20 protein-coding genes are annotated in these 18450 nt (G+C 68.1%); 9 read left to right on the top strand and 11 right to left on the bottom strand.

Annotation, left to right across the window (positions count from 1 at the left end):
* Positions 1–124: 124 nt before the first annotated feature.
* Genes ACFQY2_RS00925 through ACFQY2_RS00910 form a run of 4 tightly spaced genes read right to left on the bottom strand, consistent with a single transcriptional unit; the run spans position 125 to position 2400 of the window.
* Positions 125–892 carry an ABC transporter permease gene (locus tag ACFQY2_RS00925; protein WP_378743719.1) on the bottom strand — a complete coding sequence of 256 codons (768 nt, stop codon included), beginning with the start codon at positions 890–892 and terminating at the stop codon, positions 125–127.
* Positions 889–1677 carry an ABC transporter ATP-binding protein gene (locus ACFQY2_RS00920; RefSeq protein WP_378743718.1) on the bottom strand — a complete coding sequence of 263 codons (789 nt, stop codon included), beginning with the start codon at positions 1675–1677 and terminating at the stop codon, positions 889–891. Before ACFQY2_RS00920 ends, ACFQY2_RS00925 begins: the two co-directional genes overlap by 4 nt.
* On the bottom strand, positions 1674–2042 hold the full coding sequence (locus tag ACFQY2_RS00915; RefSeq protein WP_378743717.1) for a DUF1048 domain-containing protein: 369 nt from the start codon (positions 2040–2042) through the stop codon (positions 1674–1676). Before ACFQY2_RS00915 ends, ACFQY2_RS00920 begins: the two co-directional genes overlap by 4 nt.
* 1 nt (position 2043) lies before the next feature.
* Entirely contained in the window at positions 2044–2400 is a 357-nt protein-coding gene (locus tag ACFQY2_RS00910; protein ID WP_378743716.1) for a PadR family transcriptional regulator, read from the bottom strand.
* A 180-nt stretch (positions 2401–2580) separates the two neighbouring features.
* On the opposite strand from ACFQY2_RS00910, the gene ACFQY2_RS00905 reads away from it, so the two are divergent.
* From ACFQY2_RS00905 to ACFQY2_RS00880, 6 genes are all read left to right on the top strand, one after another.
* Positions 2581–3255 carry a GntR family transcriptional regulator gene (locus tag ACFQY2_RS00905; protein WP_378744996.1) on the top strand — a complete coding sequence of 225 codons (675 nt, stop codon included), beginning with the start codon at positions 2581–2583 and terminating at the stop codon, positions 3253–3255.
* A complete protein-coding gene (locus tag ACFQY2_RS00900; RefSeq protein ID WP_378743715.1) occupies positions 3252–4781 on the top strand; it encodes an MmgE/PrpD family protein in 1530 nt (509 codons plus the stop codon). The genes ACFQY2_RS00905 and ACFQY2_RS00900 overlap by 4 nt, the downstream gene beginning before the upstream one ends.
* Positions 4782–4914: 133 nt before the next feature.
* Complete coding sequence (prpB, locus tag ACFQY2_RS00895; protein WP_378743714.1) at positions 4915–5814, top strand: methylisocitrate lyase; 900 nt, start codon at positions 4915–4917, stop codon at positions 5812–5814.
* A 67-nt stretch (positions 5815–5881) separates the two neighbouring features.
* On the top strand, positions 5882–7066 hold the full coding sequence (locus tag ACFQY2_RS00890) for a bifunctional 2-methylcitrate synthase/citrate synthase (RefSeq protein ID WP_378743713.1): 1185 nt from the start codon (positions 5882–5884) through the stop codon (positions 7064–7066).
* Positions 7066–8247, top strand: coding sequence for a thiolase family protein (locus ACFQY2_RS00885; protein ID WP_378743711.1), 1182 nt, complete (start codon positions 7066–7068; stop codon positions 8245–8247). The genes ACFQY2_RS00890 and ACFQY2_RS00885 overlap by 1 nt, the downstream gene beginning before the upstream one ends.
* Positions 8248–8276: 29 nt before the next feature.
* Positions 8277–9167 carry an SMP-30/gluconolactonase/LRE family protein gene (locus tag ACFQY2_RS00880; protein ID WP_378743710.1) on the top strand — a complete coding sequence of 297 codons (891 nt, stop codon included), beginning with the start codon at positions 8277–8279 and terminating at the stop codon, positions 9165–9167.
* A gap of 16 nt (positions 9168–9183) precedes the next feature.
* On the opposite strand, the gene ACFQY2_RS00875 is transcribed toward ACFQY2_RS00880, so the two are convergent.
* The 3 genes from ACFQY2_RS00875 to ACFQY2_RS00865 are packed head-to-tail and all read right to left on the bottom strand — an operon-like array spanning position 9184 to position 11503.
* Positions 9184–10581, bottom strand: coding sequence for an amidase (locus ACFQY2_RS00875; RefSeq protein ID WP_378743709.1), 1398 nt, complete (start codon positions 10579–10581; stop codon positions 9184–9186).
* Positions 10578–10754 (bottom strand): hypothetical protein, encoded by a 177-nt coding sequence (locus ACFQY2_RS00870; protein WP_378743708.1) that lies wholly within the window; start codon positions 10752–10754, stop codon positions 10578–10580. Before ACFQY2_RS00870 ends, ACFQY2_RS00875 begins: the two co-directional genes overlap by 4 nt.
* Positions 10751–11503, bottom strand: coding sequence for an SDR family NAD(P)-dependent oxidoreductase (locus ACFQY2_RS00865; protein ID WP_378743707.1), 753 nt, complete (start codon positions 11501–11503; stop codon positions 10751–10753). The genes ACFQY2_RS00870 and ACFQY2_RS00865 overlap by 4 nt, the downstream gene beginning before the upstream one ends.
* Before the next feature lie 133 nt (positions 11504–11636).
* Here ACFQY2_RS00865 and ACFQY2_RS00860 point away from each other — a divergent pair, with 133 nt between their 5' ends.
* Positions 11637–12377, top strand: a complete 741-nt coding sequence (locus ACFQY2_RS00860; protein ID WP_378743706.1) for a FadR/GntR family transcriptional regulator — start codon at positions 11637–11639, stop codon at positions 12375–12377.
* A 69-nt stretch (positions 12378–12446) separates the two neighbouring features.
* Here ACFQY2_RS00860 and ACFQY2_RS00855 read toward each other — a convergent pair whose 3' ends face one another.
* Genes ACFQY2_RS00855 through ACFQY2_RS00845 form a run of 3 tightly spaced genes read right to left on the bottom strand, consistent with a single transcriptional unit; the run spans position 12447 to position 15168 of the window.
* Positions 12447–13214, bottom strand: a complete 768-nt coding sequence (locus tag ACFQY2_RS00855) for a crotonase/enoyl-CoA hydratase family protein (protein WP_378743704.1) — start codon at positions 13212–13214, stop codon at positions 12447–12449.
* The gene (locus ACFQY2_RS00850) at positions 13211–13969 is read right to left on the bottom strand and encodes an SDR family NAD(P)-dependent oxidoreductase (RefSeq protein WP_378743703.1); all 759 of its coding nucleotides are present in this window, start codon (positions 13967–13969) and stop codon (positions 13211–13213) included. Before ACFQY2_RS00850 ends, ACFQY2_RS00855 begins: the two co-directional genes overlap by 4 nt.
* 20 nt (positions 13970–13989) lie before the next feature.
* On the bottom strand, positions 13990–15168 hold the full coding sequence (locus ACFQY2_RS00845) for a thiolase family protein (protein ID WP_378743702.1): 1179 nt from the start codon (positions 15166–15168) through the stop codon (positions 13990–13992).
* Positions 15169–15313: 145 nt separating this feature from the next.
* On the opposite strand from ACFQY2_RS00845, the gene ACFQY2_RS00840 reads away from it, so the two are divergent.
* Positions 15314–16486 carry an acyl-CoA dehydrogenase family protein gene (locus ACFQY2_RS00840; protein WP_378743701.1) on the top strand — a complete coding sequence of 391 codons (1173 nt, stop codon included), beginning with the start codon at positions 15314–15316 and terminating at the stop codon, positions 16484–16486.
* Complete coding sequence (locus ACFQY2_RS00835; protein ID WP_378743700.1) at positions 16483–17268, top strand: amidohydrolase family protein; 786 nt, start codon at positions 16483–16485, stop codon at positions 17266–17268. The genes ACFQY2_RS00840 and ACFQY2_RS00835 overlap by 4 nt, the downstream gene beginning before the upstream one ends.
* Here the strand turns inward: ACFQY2_RS00835 and ACFQY2_RS00830 are convergent, their stop codons facing one another.
* Positions 17269–18384, bottom strand: coding sequence for a zinc-binding dehydrogenase (locus tag ACFQY2_RS00830; RefSeq protein ID WP_378743698.1), 1116 nt, complete (start codon positions 18382–18384; stop codon positions 17269–17271). It lies immediately after the preceding gene.
* Positions 18385–18450: the final 66 nt, after the last annotated feature.

Here is an 18450-nt window from a genome sequence, read left to right as displayed (position 1 = left end):
TCCGTACCAGCGATCCTTGGCCGAGCTGGACGCAGACCGGGGTGACGTCAGGGCAGAACGAGGACGGAGTGCTCGTTCGTCTCCGTGTCGCAGAACGAGAGCCTACCGACGTATCGGGACCCGATCACCCTATGCGGCGGCGGTACACGCGCATCGCGAACAGAAAGGCGACGATGAGGATGCCCGCGCACCACGCCAGCGCGATCCAGATCGACGATCCCACGGACTGCCCGAAGAACAGCGACTGGATCGAGGTCACGATCGAGGTGACCGGCTGGTTCTCGGCGAACCAGCGAACCGGTCCCGGCATCGTCTCGGTGGGCACGAACGCGGAGCTGATGAACGGGAGGAAGATCAGCGGGTACGAGAACGCCGTCGCGCCGTCCACGCTCTTGCCGGCGAGGCCGGCGATGACCGCGAGCCATGTGAGAGCCAACGTGAACAGGCCCAGGATGCCGAGCACCGCCAGCCAGGTCAGTACGCCCGCCCCGGTGCGGAAGCCCATCGCGAATCCGACGCCGAAGATGATCGCCACGGTCACGCCGTTGGCGACGAGCGATGTCAGGACGTGCGCCCACAGCACGCTCGATCGGGTGATGGGCATGGAGTGGAAGCGCTCGAAGATACCGCCCTGCAGGTCGGTGAACAGGCGCAGCGCCGTGTACGCGGTGCCCGACGCGATGGCGATCAGCAGGATGCCGGGCAGCAGGTAGTTCACGTAGTTCTCGGCGCCGGTGCTCTCGCGCAGCGCCCCGCCGAAGACGAACGCGAAGAGCAGCATCAGTGCGATCGGCGTGATCGCGGTGGTGATGATCGTGTCGGCGCTGCGGAAGATGTGCCGCAGCGAGCGCCCGGTCAGTGTGACGGTGTCGGTGACAGCGTGCGTGCTCATGCCGCGTTCCTCTCTCCGGATTCGGATTCGGATGCCGAGGTCCCGACCAGCGCGAGGAAGATCTCCTCGAGCGTCGGCTGCTTCTCGACGTATTCGACGGTCGCCGCGGGAAGCAGCCGCTTCAGCTCGGCCAGCGTGCCGTTCGCGATGAGGCGGCCCTGGTGCAGGATCGCGATCCGATCGGCGAGATGCTCGGCCTCGTCGAGGTACTGCGTGGTCAGCAGCACGGTGGTGCCGCTCGCCACGAGGTCCTTCACGACGTCCCACACTTCGATGCGGGCCTCCGGATCGAGGCCCGTGGTGGGCTCGTCGAGATAGATCACCTGCGGGTCGCCGACCAGGCTCATCGCGATGTCGAGCCTGCGCCGCATGCCGCCGGAGTACGTGCCGGTCCTGCGTGCTCCGGCGTCGGTGAGGCGGAAGCGGGCCAGCAGGCCGTCGGCCACCTGCTCCGGGTGGGGGAGATGGCGCAGCCTCGCCACGAGCGTGAGGTTCTCGCGCCCGGTGAGGAGCTCATCCACGGCCGCGAACTGGCCGGTCAGACTGATCGACTCCCGCACCCGCCGCGGCTGGGATGCGACGTCGAACCCGCGGACGGATGCCGTGCCGGCATCCGGCTTGAGCAGTGTCGACAGGATGCGGATCAGCGTCGTCTTGCCTGCTCCGTTCGAGCCGAGCAGGGCGAACACGCTGCCCGGCTCGACCTCGAAGTCGACACCGCGCAGAACCGGCAGTCCGCCGTACGACTTCTCGATGCCGTGCACGGAAACGGCAGGCGCGGTCATGGCCGGCCCGCCTTCGTGATCCTGCCGATGGTCTCGGCCAGGCGCTTGCGCTCCTTGTCGACCCAGTTCCTGCCGTTGTAGGCGAGGACGTAGTCCTCGGCGAATGCCACCGGGTCGTCGCCGAGGATCGCGCTCACGGGGGTTCCGTCGACCGACGCCTGCTCGAACATGTCGACGATGCCGATGAACATCTGCACCAGCACGTCGCCGTCGGTGACTCCGCTGGTGTGCAGGAGGTACCGGTTCACGGCCTCGGCGGCCTCGTCGTATGGCGCCGGCAGCGCCTCCTGGCGGGCCTTGGCGTTCTTGTACCGCTTCTTCTGCTCGAGCGATCCGGTGAGCGCTTCGATCCACTTCGCGGCCATGTCAATTCTCTCCTTCGGGGGTGGCTCCGGTGGTCGGGGTGGAGCGGAGCTGATCGATCCGCTCGGTGATGAAGGTCCAGGTGTCCCAGAACTCGGAGAGCTCCTGCTCGCCCTGAGCGTTCAGGGTGAACACCTTGCGCGGGGGCCCCTTCTCGCTGGGGACCTTCTCGACGTCGACGAGACCCTTCTGCTCGATGCGTACGAGGAGCGCATAGATGGTGCCCTCGGCGATCTCGACGAAGCCCCGCTCGCGCAGCTGCGCGGTGATCTCGTATCCGTAGGCGGAACTGCCCGCGAGCAGTGCGAGCACGATGCCCTCGAGTGTGCCCTTCAGCAGCTCGGTCATCTGCCTGCCCATCACGGCCTCCTCTCTGTTGTCCCTGCAAGTACTCAGTCTCACTGAGTACCGCTACATAGTAACACTGAGTACCTGGTGCGCAAGAGGGAATTCAGATCGGAGTTGTGTATACGTAAAGTGACGAATATCCCCCAACGGTGGCGTTCAATCGCATTTGTGTATACGCTGAGGTCTGTGACCATCACCGCGGAGCCCACCACGCGCGCCAGCGATCGTGCCTACGCGATCCTGCTCGATGAGATCCAGTCCGGTGCGCTCCCGGCCGGTGCCGTGCTCGCCGAGGTCGAGCAGGCCGCGAGGCTCGGCGTCAGCCGCACCCCGCTGCGCGAGGCGCTGAGACGTCTCGCCGCCGACGGACTGGCGGTGCAGCAGTCGCCACGGGTAACCGTCGTCGCAGCCCTGGATGCCGACGACATCCGCTCGCTCTTCGAGATCCGTCGGGCGCTCGAGGAGACCGCAGCCCGCCTCACGGCACTGCGCGGCGACTCGGCCGCGTTCACGGCGCTGGCCGCTGAGTTCTCGCACGTCGACCTGACCGGCGACGAGGGACGAGACGCCTACTATGCGCTGATCGCCCGTCTGGACGCGCAGGTCGACGCGTCCCACGGCAACGACTACCTCACCTCAGCGCTGCGCACCGTGCGCACTCACCTCGTGCGGGTGCGGCGGATGGCCAGGGACAAGCCCGAGCGCCTCGCGGCATCCGCCGCCGAGCACCTCCTCATCGCCCGTGCGCTGGCATCCGGTGACGCCGATCTCGCCGCGCACGCGACCCACGTCCACCTGCACAACGCTCTCGACAGCATCCTCACGTCCTTGGAACAGCAGGACGCCCTCTCGGAAGGAACCCCATGACCGTCTCTCACCACGTCCGCGTCTACCGCAGCGAAGAGGAACTGCCCCGCGAGGGGCAGCTGGCCTGGAAGATCGCCCAGGTCGCCGTCGACCCGGTCGAGGTCGAGCCCGAGGTCGTCGAGATGATCATCAACCGCATCATCGACAATGCGTCGGTGGCCGCGGCATCCCTCACGCGCGGTCCGATCGTCGCCGCCCGTGCTCAGGCCTTCAGTCACCCCGTCTCCACGGGCGGGCAGGGCGCGACGGTCTTCGGCGCCGCGCTCGACGAGCGCACCAGCCCGGAATGGGCGGCCTGGGCCAACGGCGTCGCCGTGCGTGAACTCGACTATCACGACACCTTCCTCGCCGCCGAGTACTCGCACCCCGGCGACAACATCCCGCCGATCCTCGCGGTCGCCCAGCACGTCGGGTGCGACGGGCGCGCGCTGGTGCGCGGCATCGCCACCGGGTACGAGATCCAGGTCGACCTGGTGCGGGCGATCTCGCTGCACAAGCACAAGATCGACCACGTCGCCCACCTCGGACCGTCGGCTGCCGCCGGTATAGGAACGATGCTCGGCCTCGACGCCGAGACCATCTACCAGGCCGTCGGCCAGGCGCTGCACACCACCACCGCCACTCGCCAGAGCCGCAAGGGCGAGATCTCCACCTGGAAGGCCCACGCCCCCGCGTTCGCCGGGAAGATGGCCGTCGAGGCCGTCGACCGCGCCATGCGCGGCCAGACCTCGCCGTCGCCGATCTACGAGGGGGAGGACGGGGTCATCGCCTGGCTGCTGGACGGCCCCGACGCCTCGTACGACGTGCCGCTGCCCGCCGCCGGTGAGCCCAAACGCGGCATCCTGGACACGTACACCAAGGAGCACTCCGCGGAGTACCAGGCGCAGGCGATCATCGACCTCGCGCGTCGCCTCGGCACGGCCCGCCCCGAGCTGCGCGACCCGGCGAACATCGCCTCGATCGTGCTGCACACCAGCCACCACACCCACAACGTGATCGGCTCGGGGGCCAACGACCCGCAGAAGTACGACCCGACGGCGTCCCGCGAGACACTGGACCACTCTGTTCCGTACATCTTCGCAGTGGCACTGCAGGACGGCACCTGGGACCACGTCGATTCGTACGCTCCCGAACGCGCGGGACGCGCGGACACCGTCGAGCTGTGGCACAAGATCACCACGGCCGAGGATCCCGAGTGGACCCGCCGCTACCACTCGACCGACCCCGCCGAGAAGGCGTTCGGCGGACGGGTGGAGATCACCCTGACGGATGGCTCGACGGTCGTCGACGAGATCGCCGTCGCCGACGCGCATCCGCTGGGGGCGCGCCCGTTCGGTCGTGAGCAGTACATCCGCAAGTTCCGCGTCCTGGCCCAGCCCGTGCTGAAGGCCGACGAGATCGAGCGCTTCCTCGAGCTCGTCCAGCGACTTCCCGAGCTCACCGCTGCCGAGGTCGGCGAGCTGTCCATCATCGCGAAGGCCGGGGTGCTGGCCTCCGCTCCCGAGGCGCCGAAGGGGCTGTTCTGATGCCGCGTCTGCCGCGCCCCACGTTCACAACTCCGGAGATTGTTCGTCGTCCCGGCGTGATCTCGGGCTGGGGTGCTCCTGCTGACAGGATCTCCGGAGTTATGAACTCCGGGCGACCGGAAGGGAGCCGCTGATGCTGTACTCCACCACGCCGGCTCACGAGAAGCGCCGCGCGTTCCGCGAGCGGCTCGCGACCGGCGAGCTGCTGCGCTTCCCCGGGGCGTTCAACCCGCTGTCCGCGCGGCTCATCGAGCAGAAGGGCTTCGAGGGCGTCTACATCTCCGGTGCCGTCCTCTCGGCCGACCTGGGTCTGCCCGACATCGGACTGACGACGCTCACCGAGGTCGCCGGACGCGGCGCGCAGATCGCGCGGATGACCGACCTGCCGACCATCATCGACGCCGACACCGGGTTCGGCGAGCCGATGAACGTCGCCCGCACCATCCAGACGCTGGAGGACGCGGGAATCGCCGGCGCCCACATCGAGGACCAGGTCAACCCCAAGCGCTGCGGCCACCTCGACGGCAAGGCAGTGGTGGACGCGGATACGGCGATCAAGCGCATCCGCGCCGCCGTCGACGCGCGACGCGATGGGAACTTCCTGATCATGGCGCGCACCGACATCGCCGCCGTCGACGGTCTGGAAGCGGCGAAGGATCGCGCCAAGGCGCTTGCGGATGCCGGCGCCGACGCGATCTTCCCCGAGGCGATGAGGTCACTGGAGGAGTTCGCGGCCATCCGTGAAGCCGTCGACGTCCCGATCCTCGCCAACATGACGGAGTTCGGGAAGTCCGACCTGTTCTCCGTGGACCAGCTGCGAGACGTCGGAGTGAACATCGTCATCTGGCCGGTGTCACTGCTGCGCATCGCGATGGGAGCCGCCGGCCGCGCGCTCGATACGCTGAAGGACGAGGGGCACCTGACCTCGAAGCTCGACGAGATGCAGCACCGGGCCGACCTGTACGACCTGATCGACTACGAGTCGTACAACCACTTCGACTCCGGGGTCTTCAACTTCACCATCACCAGATGATCGCGGGTCGTCCCCTCCTGGTCATGGGGCGACAGGGCGAGCCGAACGCATTGCAAAGGAGCACAACATGACGGATTCCGAAATCAAGAAGGGTCTTGCCGGCGTCGTCGCCGACGTCACTGCGATCAGCAAGGTGAACCCGGAGACGAACAGCCTGCTCTACCGCGGCTACCCGGTTCAGGAGCTCGCGGCGACCCAGTCGTTCGAGGCGGTCGCCTACCTGCTCTGGCACGGCGAGCTTCCGGATGCGACGCAGCTGGCCGATCTGCAGAAGCAGGAGCGCGCACTGCGCGCACTGGATGAGCGCACCATCGCGCTGCTGGACCTGATCCCGCTCGACGCTCATCCGATGGACGTCGTCCGCACGGCAGTGAGCCAGCTCGGCACCTTCGACCCCACTCTGCATCAGCCGGGCGGCTGGACGGACGCCGACCTCGACCGCGGTCGCGCCGTGTACCTGTTCGCACAGCTTCCGACGATCGTCGCAGCCGTGCAGCGCCGCCGTCGGGGTCTGGAGCCCCTCGCGCCCCGTGACGACCTGGACTATTCCGAGAACTTCCTCTGGATGACGTTCGGGGAGCTGCCCTCGGCCTCCGCCGTCGACGTGTTCCGCATCTCCATGGTCCTGTACGCGGAGCACTCCTTCAACGCGTCGACGTTCACGGCACGGGTCATCGCGTCCACGACGTCCGACCTGTACTCGGCGGTGGTCGGCGCCATCGGCGCACTGAAGGGACCGCTGCACGGCGGGGCGAACGAGGCCGTCATGCACATCTTCGACGAGATCGGCTCGGCAGAGCGGGTGGTTCCCTGGCTGGATGACGCCCTCGCCTCCAAGCGGAAGATCATGGGATTCGGGCATCGTGTCTACAAGCGCGGCGACTCGCGGGTCCCGACGATGAAGGCCGCGTTGGACCGACTGATCGCCGAATCGGGTCGCAACGATCTGGCTGAGCTGTACGACACGCTCGAGCGCGAGTTCGTCGAGCGCAAGGGCATCTACCCGAACCTCGACTACCCGTCCGGACCGGCCTACAGCCTGCTGGGCTTCGAAACCGAGATGTTCACACCACTGTTCATCGCGGCGCGCGTGACCGGCTGGACCGCGCACATCCTCGAGCAGCAGGCGTCGAATGCGCTGATCCGGCCGCTCTCGGCGTACAACGGCCCGGACGAGCGGCACATCGAGGAGTACGAGCCCGACACCGCCGCGATCGAGGTGCAGGAGCGGCCGGAGGAGGCCGCCGGCTGATGGGCGCTCAGGAGAAGGTCGCGATCGTCGCGGGGGCTCGGACGCCGGTGGGGCGGTTCGGCGGGGCGTTCAAGGACACGCCTGCGCACGAGCTCGGCGCGGCAGCGGTCGTGGAGGCGCTGAAGCGGTCGGGGATCGACGGGTCGCGCGTCGGCGAGGTCGTCGTCGGCACCATCGGGCAGGTCGCCGGCGACGCGTACATCTCCCGCCGTGTGGCGCTCGGCGCTGGGCTCGACGTGAACACGCCTGCCTTCACGGTCAACCGTCTGTGCGGCTCCGGTCTGCAGGCCATCTGGTCGGCCGCGCAGGAGCTGCTGTGGGGCGGGATCGACGTCGCCATCGCCGGCGGAGCCGAGAACATGACGCGGATGCCGTTCTACGACTTCCATGCGCGCTTCAACGACCGGCTCGGTGATCGCACGCTCGTCGACGGCACGATCGCGATGCTCACCGACCCGTTCTCGAACAAGCACATGGGTGTGACCGCCGAGAACGTGGCGGTCAGGTTTGGCATCTCCCGCGAGGAACAGGACGATTTCGCGGTCGAGTCCCAGCGCCGGGCAGGTTCAGAGGAGGCGCGGGCCGCATTCGCCGAGGAGATCGTCCCGGTGACGACCTCAGGACGCAAGTCGGTCGAGGTGTCGCGCGACGAGCATCCCCGCCCCGACACGACGCTGGAGACCCTCGCCGGTCTGCCCGCCGCGTTCGCGAAGGACGGCACGGTGACGGCGGGCAACGCCTCGGGCATCAACGACGGTGGTGCGGCGACCGTGCTCATGCGCGAGTCGGATGCCCGTGCCGAGGGTGCGCCGGTTCTCGCGACCATCGAGGCGGTGACCACCGCGGCGCTGGATCCCGCGATCATGGGCTATGCACCGACGCTCGCGTTGAAGAAGCTGTTCGCCCAGACCGGGCTGACGCCCGCAGACGTCTCCACGGTCGAACTGAACGAGGCGTTCGCCTCGCAGGCGCTCGCCGTCATCCGCGACGCGGAGCTCGACCCGGACAAGACGAATCCGTATGGCGGGGCCATCGCTCTCGGGCATCCCGTCGGTGCGACCGGCGCCATCCTGACCGTTCGCGCCGCGCTCACGCTGCAGCGCACGGGAGGCGAGTTCGCGGTCGTGACCATGTGCATCGGCGGTGGGCAGGCACTGGCGGCGCTGATCAAGCGGGGGTGAGGAGCTTGCCGCGTCGGCGGGCGCAGCAGATGCGGATACTCGCCGAGGGGCTGAGCTTTCCCGAGGGGCCGGTATCGATGCCGGACGGCAGCATCGTTCTGGTCGAAGTCGCTCGTGGAGTGCTCACTCGTATCGATGCGCAGGGCCGCAGTCACGTGGTGAGCGACGTCGGGGGCGGCCCGAACGGCGCCGCACTCGCGCCGGACGGAAGGATCGTCGTCTGCAACAACGGCGGCGGCGAGTTCGCCTCGCGAGGCGGTCCGGCTGCGGAAGCCGCCCGTATCGAGATCGTCGACCTCGAGCGCGGAGAGTCGGAGCGGCTCTACGAGCACTGCGATGGTCACGCTCTGAGCGCGCCGAACGACCTCGTGTTCGACGGCCACGGCGGATTCTGGTTCACGGACTTCGGCAAGCGCCGTGGCCGCACCCAGGATGTCGGCAGCGTGTACTGGGCGCGCGCGGACGGCACGCAGATCCGCGAGGTCATCCGCGGGCTGCACTGCCCGAACGGCATCGGCCTGTCGCCCGACGGCTCCGTGCTCTACGTTGCGGAGACCCTCACCGCTCGCCTCTGGTCCTGGTCGCTGACCGGGCCGGGTGCTGTGGAGCACGTGCGCGGCACCGAACATGGCGGGCTGCTGGTGATCGGGACGAGCACGTACCGCCGCTTCGACAGCCTCGCCGTGTCCGTCTCGGGCAAGGTGCTGATCGGCACGCTGGAGACGGGTGGTATCACGGAGGTGGATCCGGTGCGCAGGCGTAGCCGATTCCATCCCCTGCCCGATCGTCGTGTCACGAACGTGTGCTTCGATGCGAGTGGTGCAGACCGCGTCTACGTGACCCTCGCGCAATCCGGCCGACTCGTCGAGTTGCCGTGGACCGAATCCGGCCACCCGCTTGCGGGCGACGGCACCGTGTGAACGCGGCGGTCCGCGTTCACACGGCCACGGCATCCGCGACGGCCGCCTCGAAGGCGGCTCCGATCCGAAGGACTGTCGCGTCCTCGAAACGGCGGCCGATGACCTGCAGTCCCAGGGGCAGGCCCTCCGGAGCGACACCCATCGGCACCGACAGTGCGGGATGCCCGGTGAGGTTGAACGGCTGCGTGCGGATACCCGCAGGCTTCGCCGAATCAGCACCATAATCGCTGAATCGCGGGGCGGCACGGACGGCGGTGGGCAGCACGAGGGCATCGTACCCGCTGAGCAGTTCGTCAACCCGCGCGGTCAGTTCGCCCCGTGCCCTGGTCGCACGCAGGTAGTCCGCAGCGGAGAGAGTGGCACCTGAGGCGATGCGCTGATACGCGTATCGCCCGTAGTCGGAAGGTCTGCGCGAGATGTCGTCCTCATGGATCGAGAACGCCTCGGCGGCGAGGATGATCCGGTTGCAGGCATCGAAGAGTCGGAAGTCCGGCAGCGTCACGTCCTCCACCGTCGCTCCGAGACCTTCGAGCACCCGTACGGCCTGCTCGAAGACGGTGGTCACCGCCGGGTCGACATCGTCTCCCGCCGCGAGGAATGCCCGAGGCACTCCCAGTCGGAGCCCGTCGACACCGGCCCCCAGGTCTGCGGTGAATCGGGGAGCACTCACGTCGACGCTTCTCGGATCGGCCGCGTCGAAGCCGCAGATCACCTGCAGGGTCAAGGCCGCGTCGTCAACGGTGGCGGCCAGCGGGCCGACATGGTCCAGCGACGGGCTCAGCGGCAGCACGCCGCGCGTGGAGACCAGTCCGGTGGTCGGCTTGAAGCCGACGACCCCGCAGCAGTGCGCGGGCCATCGGATGCTGCCGGCCGAGTCGGTGCCCAATGCCATCCGAACCATGCCCGCGGCCACCGCGGCGCCGGAGCCCGACGACGAGCCGCCGGGGATATGGTCGGTGTCCCGGGGGTTGCGGGCAGGAGGCAGGGGGAGATCGAAGCTGGGGCCGCCCATCGCGAACTCGTAGGTCGCCAGTTTGCCCAGCAGTACGGCGCCGCCCCGCGCCAGCCGTGCGACGGCGGGGGCATCGGCGGACGGCACATGGTCCTGATGGATTCGCGAGTGGGAGCTGGTGACGATCCCCGCAGTCTCGATCACATCCTTCATCGCGTAGGGGATGCCCTGCAGCGGCCCCCTGTCGACTCCTGCTCGGAAGTCGTCGTCGGCGTTCGCCGCGTCCCGCAGCGCCCGTTCTTCGGTGACCCGTACGAAGGCGTGGATCTCCGCATCCGCAGCGGCGATACGCTCCAGGAAAGCTCGGGTGAGGGTCACCGACGTCAGCGAGCCCGCACGCAGCCGGGCGCCCGCCTCGCGAATGCTCAGCGCGCGCAGCGCCTCGCCCGACTCCGTCGTCACGTCGTGCTCCGCTCGACGAGGGCGTCCGCGTCATCCCGCTCACGCAACAGCGACGCCATTCTCCGCAGCTCCACGAACCAGTCATAGGTGCCCTGCCGGAGCTCGTGGGGGACGTCCAGTCCCGCGCGCCGCACGAGGACGCTGAACTCGTCGTCGAGGTGGGAGGTCGTCACGGCTGGCCCCCGTCGACGGTGACGAGCGATCCCGTGGTGTAGCTCGACGCGTCGCTGGCGAGGTAGAGGATCGTGCCGACGATCTCGTCGGGCTCGCCGGCGCGCTGGAGGGCGAATCCTTCGGCGCGGCGGCGGAACACCTCCGGGTCCCAGGATTTGCTCACGTCACTGAGGAACGTACCGGCGATGACGGCATTGACCCGCACAGTGGGGCCGTACGCGAATGCCATTCCCTGGGTGATGGCGTTCAAGCCGGCCTTGGCGGCCGCGTAGGGAAGGATGTGAGGTCGCGGATGCACGGATCCGGCGCTGGATATGTTGATGATGGAGCCTCCGCCGTTGTCCCGCATCCGCTCCGCCATCAGAGCGGAGAGACGGAAGGGTCCCTTGAGGTTGACGGCGACGACCTTGTCGAAGAGCTCCTCCGTGATGGAGGTCGGAGAGTCGTACAGCGGGGACATGCCCGCGTTGTTGATGAGGATGTCGATCTTCCCCACCTCGGAGTCCACACGGTCGACGAGCGCTCCGATCGACTCCCAGCGCCCGAGATGCGCTCCGATCCCGATCGCGCGGCGTGACGTCGTTTGCTCGATCTCTGAGGCATACTCGATGCAAGCCTGCTCGTTTCGGCTGACGATGACCACATTCGCGCCAGCTGATGCGAGAGCATGGACCATTGCGCGGCCGAGGCCTCGACTGCCACCAGTCACCAGCGCGGTGCGTCCGGTCAGGTCGAAGAGGTTGTGCATCCTTGCACCTCCGTTTAATTATTGGTTATCATGATTACGAATTACTATACGCGGTCCAGGACATCAAGGGAGAGTCGGACGGCCGCTCCGCGCGGATGCCGCCGCGGGACCGTGAGTGGAGAGTAACCCCGACATGACCATCGTCAACCGCCGGCCGCAGAAGGTCGCCATGCTCGTCGCTCAGCAGATCATGAGCGACGTGTCCCGGGACAAGCTGGAGCCGGGCGACCGCCTGCCTCCGGAACGCGTCATGCTCGAGGAGTACGAGATCGGTCGAGGCACGCTCCGCGAGGCCCTCAGGCTGCTGGAGTTCCAGGGTGCCATCGCGTTGCGCTCCGGTCCCGGCGGTGGTCCTGTGCTGCTGGACCCCACGGCGGCGCACCTGGGCAGCAGCCTGCTCCTGCTCATGCAGATGAAGGGTGCGCCGTACCGCTCCGTCGTGGAGGTCCGTCAGGGCATCGAGCCGTTCACGAGCCGCCTGGCCGCGACGAACATCTCCGACAGTGCACTGGAGACGCTCGCCGGGACCATCAGCCGCATGCGCGAGGCCAGCAGCGACAGCGACGACTTCTTCGAAGCCAACAAGGAGTTCCACGATCTGATCGGCTGGTCGTCCGGCAATGCGCTTCTCGGATACTTCAATGAGTCGCTGATGGGCATCATGGACGGGACCGCGATCGGTATCGAATATCAGGCCCACAGCCGCCAGGCCATCATCGCCGCACATGAGCAGATCTACGAGGCGCTGCAGGCTCACGACCCCGACGCCGCGGAAGCTCATATGCGCGCGCATATCGACGCGTATGCCGTGCTCGCGCAGAAGAGGTTCCCCGAGGTCCTCGATCGCAAGATCCTCTGGGAGCACGCGAACTGACCCTGCCGTCACAGGGGGCCCGGGGATTCCGAACGGAATCCCCGGGCCCCCTGTCCGTTACCGCGTGGGTCAGACCCCGGCCCAGACCGCGGCGCGCTTCTCGCGGAATGCGGTGGCGCCCTCCCGTGCATCCTGGGAAGAGCGGACCGGCTCCGTGATCTTGGCCTGCTCGCTGAAAGCCGATTCGAACGGCCAGTCGCGTGATCGGACCATCACCTGCTTCGTCGCGCGCACCGCGAGGGGAGCGTTCTGCCCGATTTCATCGGCGAGGGCCAATGCGGCGTCGAGGGCGCCGCCGGGCTCGGCCAGCCTGTTCACGAGCTTGAGATCGAGAGCCTCCTGAGCGGTGACCGCACGGCCCGTGAGGGCCCATTCCATCGCATGATGATACGGAACCCGGTCCTGTATGCGAAGCAGCCCGCCGCCGCCCGCGACGAGGCCGCGCTTGACCTCCGGGAGCCCGAACGTCGCATGCGAGGCCGCGACGATCAGATCGCAGGCGAGGACGATCTCGAATCCGCCCGCGACCGCGTGGCCGTCCACGGCGGCGATCAACGGCTTGTGAGGAGGACGCTCCACGAGACCGGCGAACCCGCGTCCGGGGACGCTCGGTCGCTCGCCTTCGAGGAATGCCTTGAGGTCCATGCCGGCGCAGAACGATGGCCCGTTGGCGGCGAGGACGCCGACGGTCAGGTCATCTCGGCAGTCCAGCTCATCCATGGCCTCGGCGATGGCGGATGCCATCGCGAGGTTGACGGCATTGCGCTTGTCCGGCCGGTTGAGCGTGACGATCAGGACCGGACCGCGCTGCTCGACGAGGATGGGTGCGGGGGTCATCGCGGAGCCATCCGGATCGCGCCGTCGAGCCGGATCGTCTCGCCGTTGATCATCGGGTTGCGGATGATGGACAGCGCCAGGTCCGCGAACTCGGTCGGACTGCCCAGACGTGACGGATGCGGGATGCCCGTGGCCAGGCGGTCGCGCACCTCCTCGCTGAGGCGGGAGAGGATGGGGGTGTCGAAGATGCCGGGCGCGATGGTGGCCACGCGGATCTGCTTCGAGGCGAGGTCACGTGCTGCCACGAGGGTGAGACCGACGATGCCGGCCTTGGAGGCCGCATAGCCGGCCTGCCCGATCTGACCCTCCCATGCGGCCACCGATGCGGTGAGCACGCAAACGCCGCGGTCGCCGTCGACCGGGTCGTTCCGGCTCATCGCCGATGCGGCGCTGGAGAGCACGTTGAACGTGCCGATGAGGTTGATCTTCACGATCTGCTCGAACATGTCCCGGTCGCCGGCGCTGCCGTCGCGCTCCACGACCCTGCTCAACCCTCCCCGGCCTGCGCAGTGCACGAGAGCACGCAACGGTGCGAGCTCGACGGCAGCCGCGGTCGCGGCATCGACGGCCGCGGCGTCGGTCACGTCACCTGCGACGAAGTCCGCTCCGATCTCGTCTGCCACAGCGGCACCCGCGGAGGAGGGGAGGTCGAGGATGACGACACGGGCACCCGCGGCGAGCAGATGCTTGGCCGAGGCGAGGCCGAGGCCGGAAGCACCTCCGGTGATGAGGGCGGAACCCCCCGAGATATCCATAGTGATGCGCTCCCGTCGTGTCAGTTCAGTCGTTCGATGATCGTTCCGTTGGCCATGCCGCCCGCTTCGCACATGGTCTGGAGCCCGAAGCGACCACCCGTGTGCTCGAGATGAGAGAGCAGGCTCGTCAGGAGTCGAGCCCCCGAAGCCCCGAGCGGGTGGCCGAGCGCGATCGCTCCGCCTCGCGGATTGACGCGGTCAAGCGGCACGTCCAGCTCCTTCGCCCACGCCAGAGGCACCGACGCGAACGCCTCGTTCACCTCGAAGGCATCGATGTCCCGCAGCGACATTCCGTGCCGGTGCAGCACCTTGCGAGTGGCGGGGATGGGGGCGGCGAGCATCATCACCGGGTCGTCGGCGACGACGGAGGAGACGAGGATCCGGGCTCGTGCTCGCAGGCCCAGTTCCGCGGCCTTCGCGTCGCTCATGATCAGCAGGGACGCCGCGCCATCGGTGAGCTGGGAGGAGTTGCCGGCAGTGACCTTCCAGTCCATCTCCGGATATGTGGCGAGCCAGGGCTCGCGAGCGAAGGCGGGAGCCAGTTCGGCCAGGCGTTCGGGCGTCGTGCCCGCGCGGATCGTCTCGTCGCGATCGACCAGCCGATCGCCGACCCGCACCGGCACGATCTCGGAGTCGAACAGTCCGCTTGTGCGCGCATCCTCGGCCAGGGTGTGCGATCGAGCCGCGTACTCGTCGAGCGCCGTGCGGCTGAGGTTCCAGTGCTGAGCGACGAGTTCCGCGGAGACGCCCTGCGGCGGCTGGATGGGGAAGCGCCGCGCGACCTGCGGCCCGCGGGGGTCCCTTCCCATGAGGGCTGATCCCATCGGGACGCGGCTCATCATCTCGATTCCGCCCGCGATCGCGACCTCGTACGCGCCGGAGAGGATGCCCTGCGTGGCGAAGTCGACAGCCTGCTGGCTCGAGCCGCACTTGCGCTCGATGGTGGTGGACGGCACGTGCACCGGAAGGCCGGCCGCCAGCCAGGCCTGCCGTCCCGGCGTGGAGCCCTGCTCGCCGGCCTGGCTCACGCATCCGATCAGAACGTCGTCGACGAGTCCGGGATCGATTCCCGTGCGGTCGATCAGTGCGGTGAACGTGGTCGCGAGCAGGTCAACCGGGTGCATCTCATGCAGCGCGCCGGTGTCCTTCGCTCGGGCCATGGGTGTACGCACAGCGTCGACGATGACGGCTTCCACCATGGTCTCATCCCTCTCGCAGATCTGTGGATCTATTCATAGATACGATTACCATCAATGCTTCGAGGAGAATAGCACCGTTTCGTCATCTATGATAATCATTGACAGGGCGATCGGCCGGTCGCCCGTGAGCATGATGAGGTGCCCGATGGTGAACAGCAGCGCGTCAGATGATCTGGCGGCGGTCATGTCGATGGAGCTCAGTGCTGAGCACGAGCGCATTCGCGAGGAGGCCGGCGGCGTCGCCGCAGGACTGGAGGCGATCGCCGCGGAAGCGGACGAGTCCGACCGCTTCGCGCCGGAGGTCCGCGCTGCGCTCAAGCGAAGCGGCCTCGTCCGGCATACCGTTCCGCGTGAGTACGGCGGTCTCCGTGACCGCGTGGACTCCCTGGCTGTTACCGTCATCCGTGAATCCCTCGCGGAGGTGAGTTCGCATGCCGACTCGATGTTCGCGATGCAGGGCATCGGCTCGTTCGCGCTGGCGAAAGGCGGCAGTGAGCGCATCAAGGCGCAGTGGCTGCCTCGGGTCGCTGTCCTCGACGCCGTCGCGGCGCTTGCGCTGACCGAGCCGCACGTCGGATCGGATCTGCGCGCGCTGTCGACGACCATCCGTGCGGATGGCGAGGACCTCGTCGTCACCGGGCACAAGTCCTTCATCACCAACGCGCCCGACGCGGACTTCTTCTGCGTGCTCGGCCGGGATGAGGACGGCTACTCGATGGCCCTCGTCCCCGCGGACGCGCCTGGTGTCACCGTGACGCAGCCTCATCAGGTGATCTCGCCTCATGTGCTCGGGGACGTGGTGTTCGACGATGTGCGCGTCCCCGCGGATCATCGCATCGGTGAGCAGGGCAAGGCGTTCGCGCTCGTCCTGCAGACTCTCGGCACTTTCCGCGTCTCGGTGGCGGGAGCCGCCATCGGCATCGCGAAGGGGGCACTGCGCGAGGCGTTGGGTTACGCGCAGCAGCGGGAACTGTTCGGCACGACCCTCGCCAAGCTCGGCGGCGTGCCGGCAGGGCTGGCCCGCAGCTGGGTCGAGATCGAGGCGGCCCGTTCCCTCACCTATCGGGCCGGTGCGGCATCCACCATCGACCCGCTGAAGAACCTCAGCCTCGCCTCGATGGCGAAGATCGTCGGCACGGAGACCGCCGGGATCGTCGCGGATCGGTGCGTGCAGATCATGGGACGTGCGGGAATCGTACGCGGCAGCCGGATCGAGAGGCTCTACCGCGCCTCGCGCCCGGGACGCATCTATGAGGGATCGACGGAGGTCATTCTCGACTCACTCGCGAAGCAGCTGCTGAAGAACGGGTTGTCATGATCATCGATGTGCACTGCCATGTCTGGCCCGACCACATCGCGCCGCTGGTGCTCAGTGGCCGGCCTGCCGGCCTGGATCCCGTCGGCGACGGCACCATCGACGGGCTGCTGCGGACCATGGACGCCGCGGGTATCGACTATGGCTGCACGCTGGCGATCGCGAACGAGCCGCGCCATGTGGCCCGCACCAATGAGTTCGCGGGCGGTGTGGATCGCGCGCGCTTCATCCCGTTCGGCACGGTGCACACCGGTCTGAGCATCGAGGAGAACCTCCGTCATCTGGACGACAACGGAATCAGAGCCGTCAAGTTCCATCCGAACTTCCAAGGCATGTCGCTCGGGGCGACGGAGACCCTGGAGCTGTTCGAGGCGCTGGCGGAGAGAGGCATCGTGGTGCTCGCGCACGTGGGCGTCGGCAGCGATGCGGCCGCATCGGAGCGAGGCGCGACGGCGCACCTCGAGGCCATCTTCGCGCAGGCGCCTTCGCTGCGCTTCATCGCATGCCACTTCGGCGGGTATCACGATCTCGCAGCGGTGCAGGGCACCGCCGTCGGCTCTTCGGCATATCTGGAGACCTCGTGGCCACCGAGTGTGAGCAGCCTCGGGGCGGAGGCGGCGCGCGATCTCATCAGGGCGCACGGCGCGGACCGCGTGGTGTTCGGATCGGACTGGCCGATGGCCGAGCCGGCAGCCGAGATCGCATTCCTCCGCTCGATCGGCCTGACAGCCGAGGAGGAATCCGCCGTCCTGGGCGGCAACCTCGCCGGGCTGCTCGGCATGTGATCAGGCGTTCGGCCGGATCACGGGCTTGATCGACTGGCCGGACTGCGCCAGGCGGAGGGCATCGGTGGCCTGGGCGAGCGTGTGCTCGTCGCCGGTGTACATCGCGCTCCAATCGAAGACCCCGCGGCTTCGCGACATGAACTGCAGTGCCCGGTGATAGGTGCCGATGTCGCCGCCGAGCACTCCCGAGATCGTGAGGCCCTTGCCTGCGATGCGACCTGCGAGCACCTCGCTGGGGGCGACGCCGAGCGTGCCGACGACGGCGTACTGGGCTCCGCGTCCGGCGATCTCCAGTCCTTCGGCGAAAGCCGTCCGCGCGCCGGACATCTCCAGCACCGTATCCGGCCCGCCGTCAGTGAGGTCCTGGACCACCTGGAGTCGTTCGGCGGCGTCGGGAACGTCGAAGACCGAGAGGGTGTCCGTCGCCCCCCAGGCCGCCGCGAGGTCCAGCCTCTCCGCCGGGCCGCCGACCACGATCAGCTTCCTGGGTCGATGCCAGGCGGCGAGGGCGGTGGCGAAGAGACCGAGCGGGCCGCTGCCCTGGACGACGACCGTGGAATCGGAGCCGATGGGGCGCAGGCGCTCGAAAGCAGCCACTGCGGTTCGCAGCGCGCAGCTCGCCCCGGCGGCGACATCGCTGCGGACCCCCTCGGGCACGACCAGCCGTCCGGCTCTCGGCCAGACGTACGCATGCCGTGCGAAGGTGCCGACCGCGTACGGGTAGGTCGTCGCCGTCGTGAACATTCCGATCTGCCGGTGCGGGCAGAGCGTCGGCTCACGGAGCACCGTGCAGAAACGGCAGCGCCCGCAGGCGGCATGCTCCCAGATCACCCGGTCGCCGATGCGGATGGGCGTGCCCACGGAGTCGACCTCGCCGCCGTCGCCGATGCCGATCACGGTGCCGACGGCTTCGTGGCCGGGCACGAGGGGTGTGGCGGGGCCTCCGGGCGCGGCATAGGCGCCCTGCCAGAGATGCACGTCACTGCCGCACACAGTCGTGGTGTCGATCTCGACGAGCAGACTGCCGGGGTCGGGATCCGGGAGTGGAATGTCGGTGACCTGAAGGTCGCCACCATAGGTCGTCAGCAGCGCAGCCTCGGTCGTCTTGGTCGCCATTGCACTCTCCGAGTCAAGTTGTTCGACGGTGAATCTATACGTACTATAACCATGAATATGTGACGA

The sequence above is a fragment of the Microbacterium sp. GCM10027623 genome (genome assembly GCF_042666935.1).
Lineage (GTDB): Bacteria > Actinomycetota > Actinomycetes > Actinomycetales > Microbacteriaceae > Microbacterium.
Note: the sequence above shows the minus strand (reverse complement) of the source record. Positions and strands in the feature narration are given on the sequence as shown.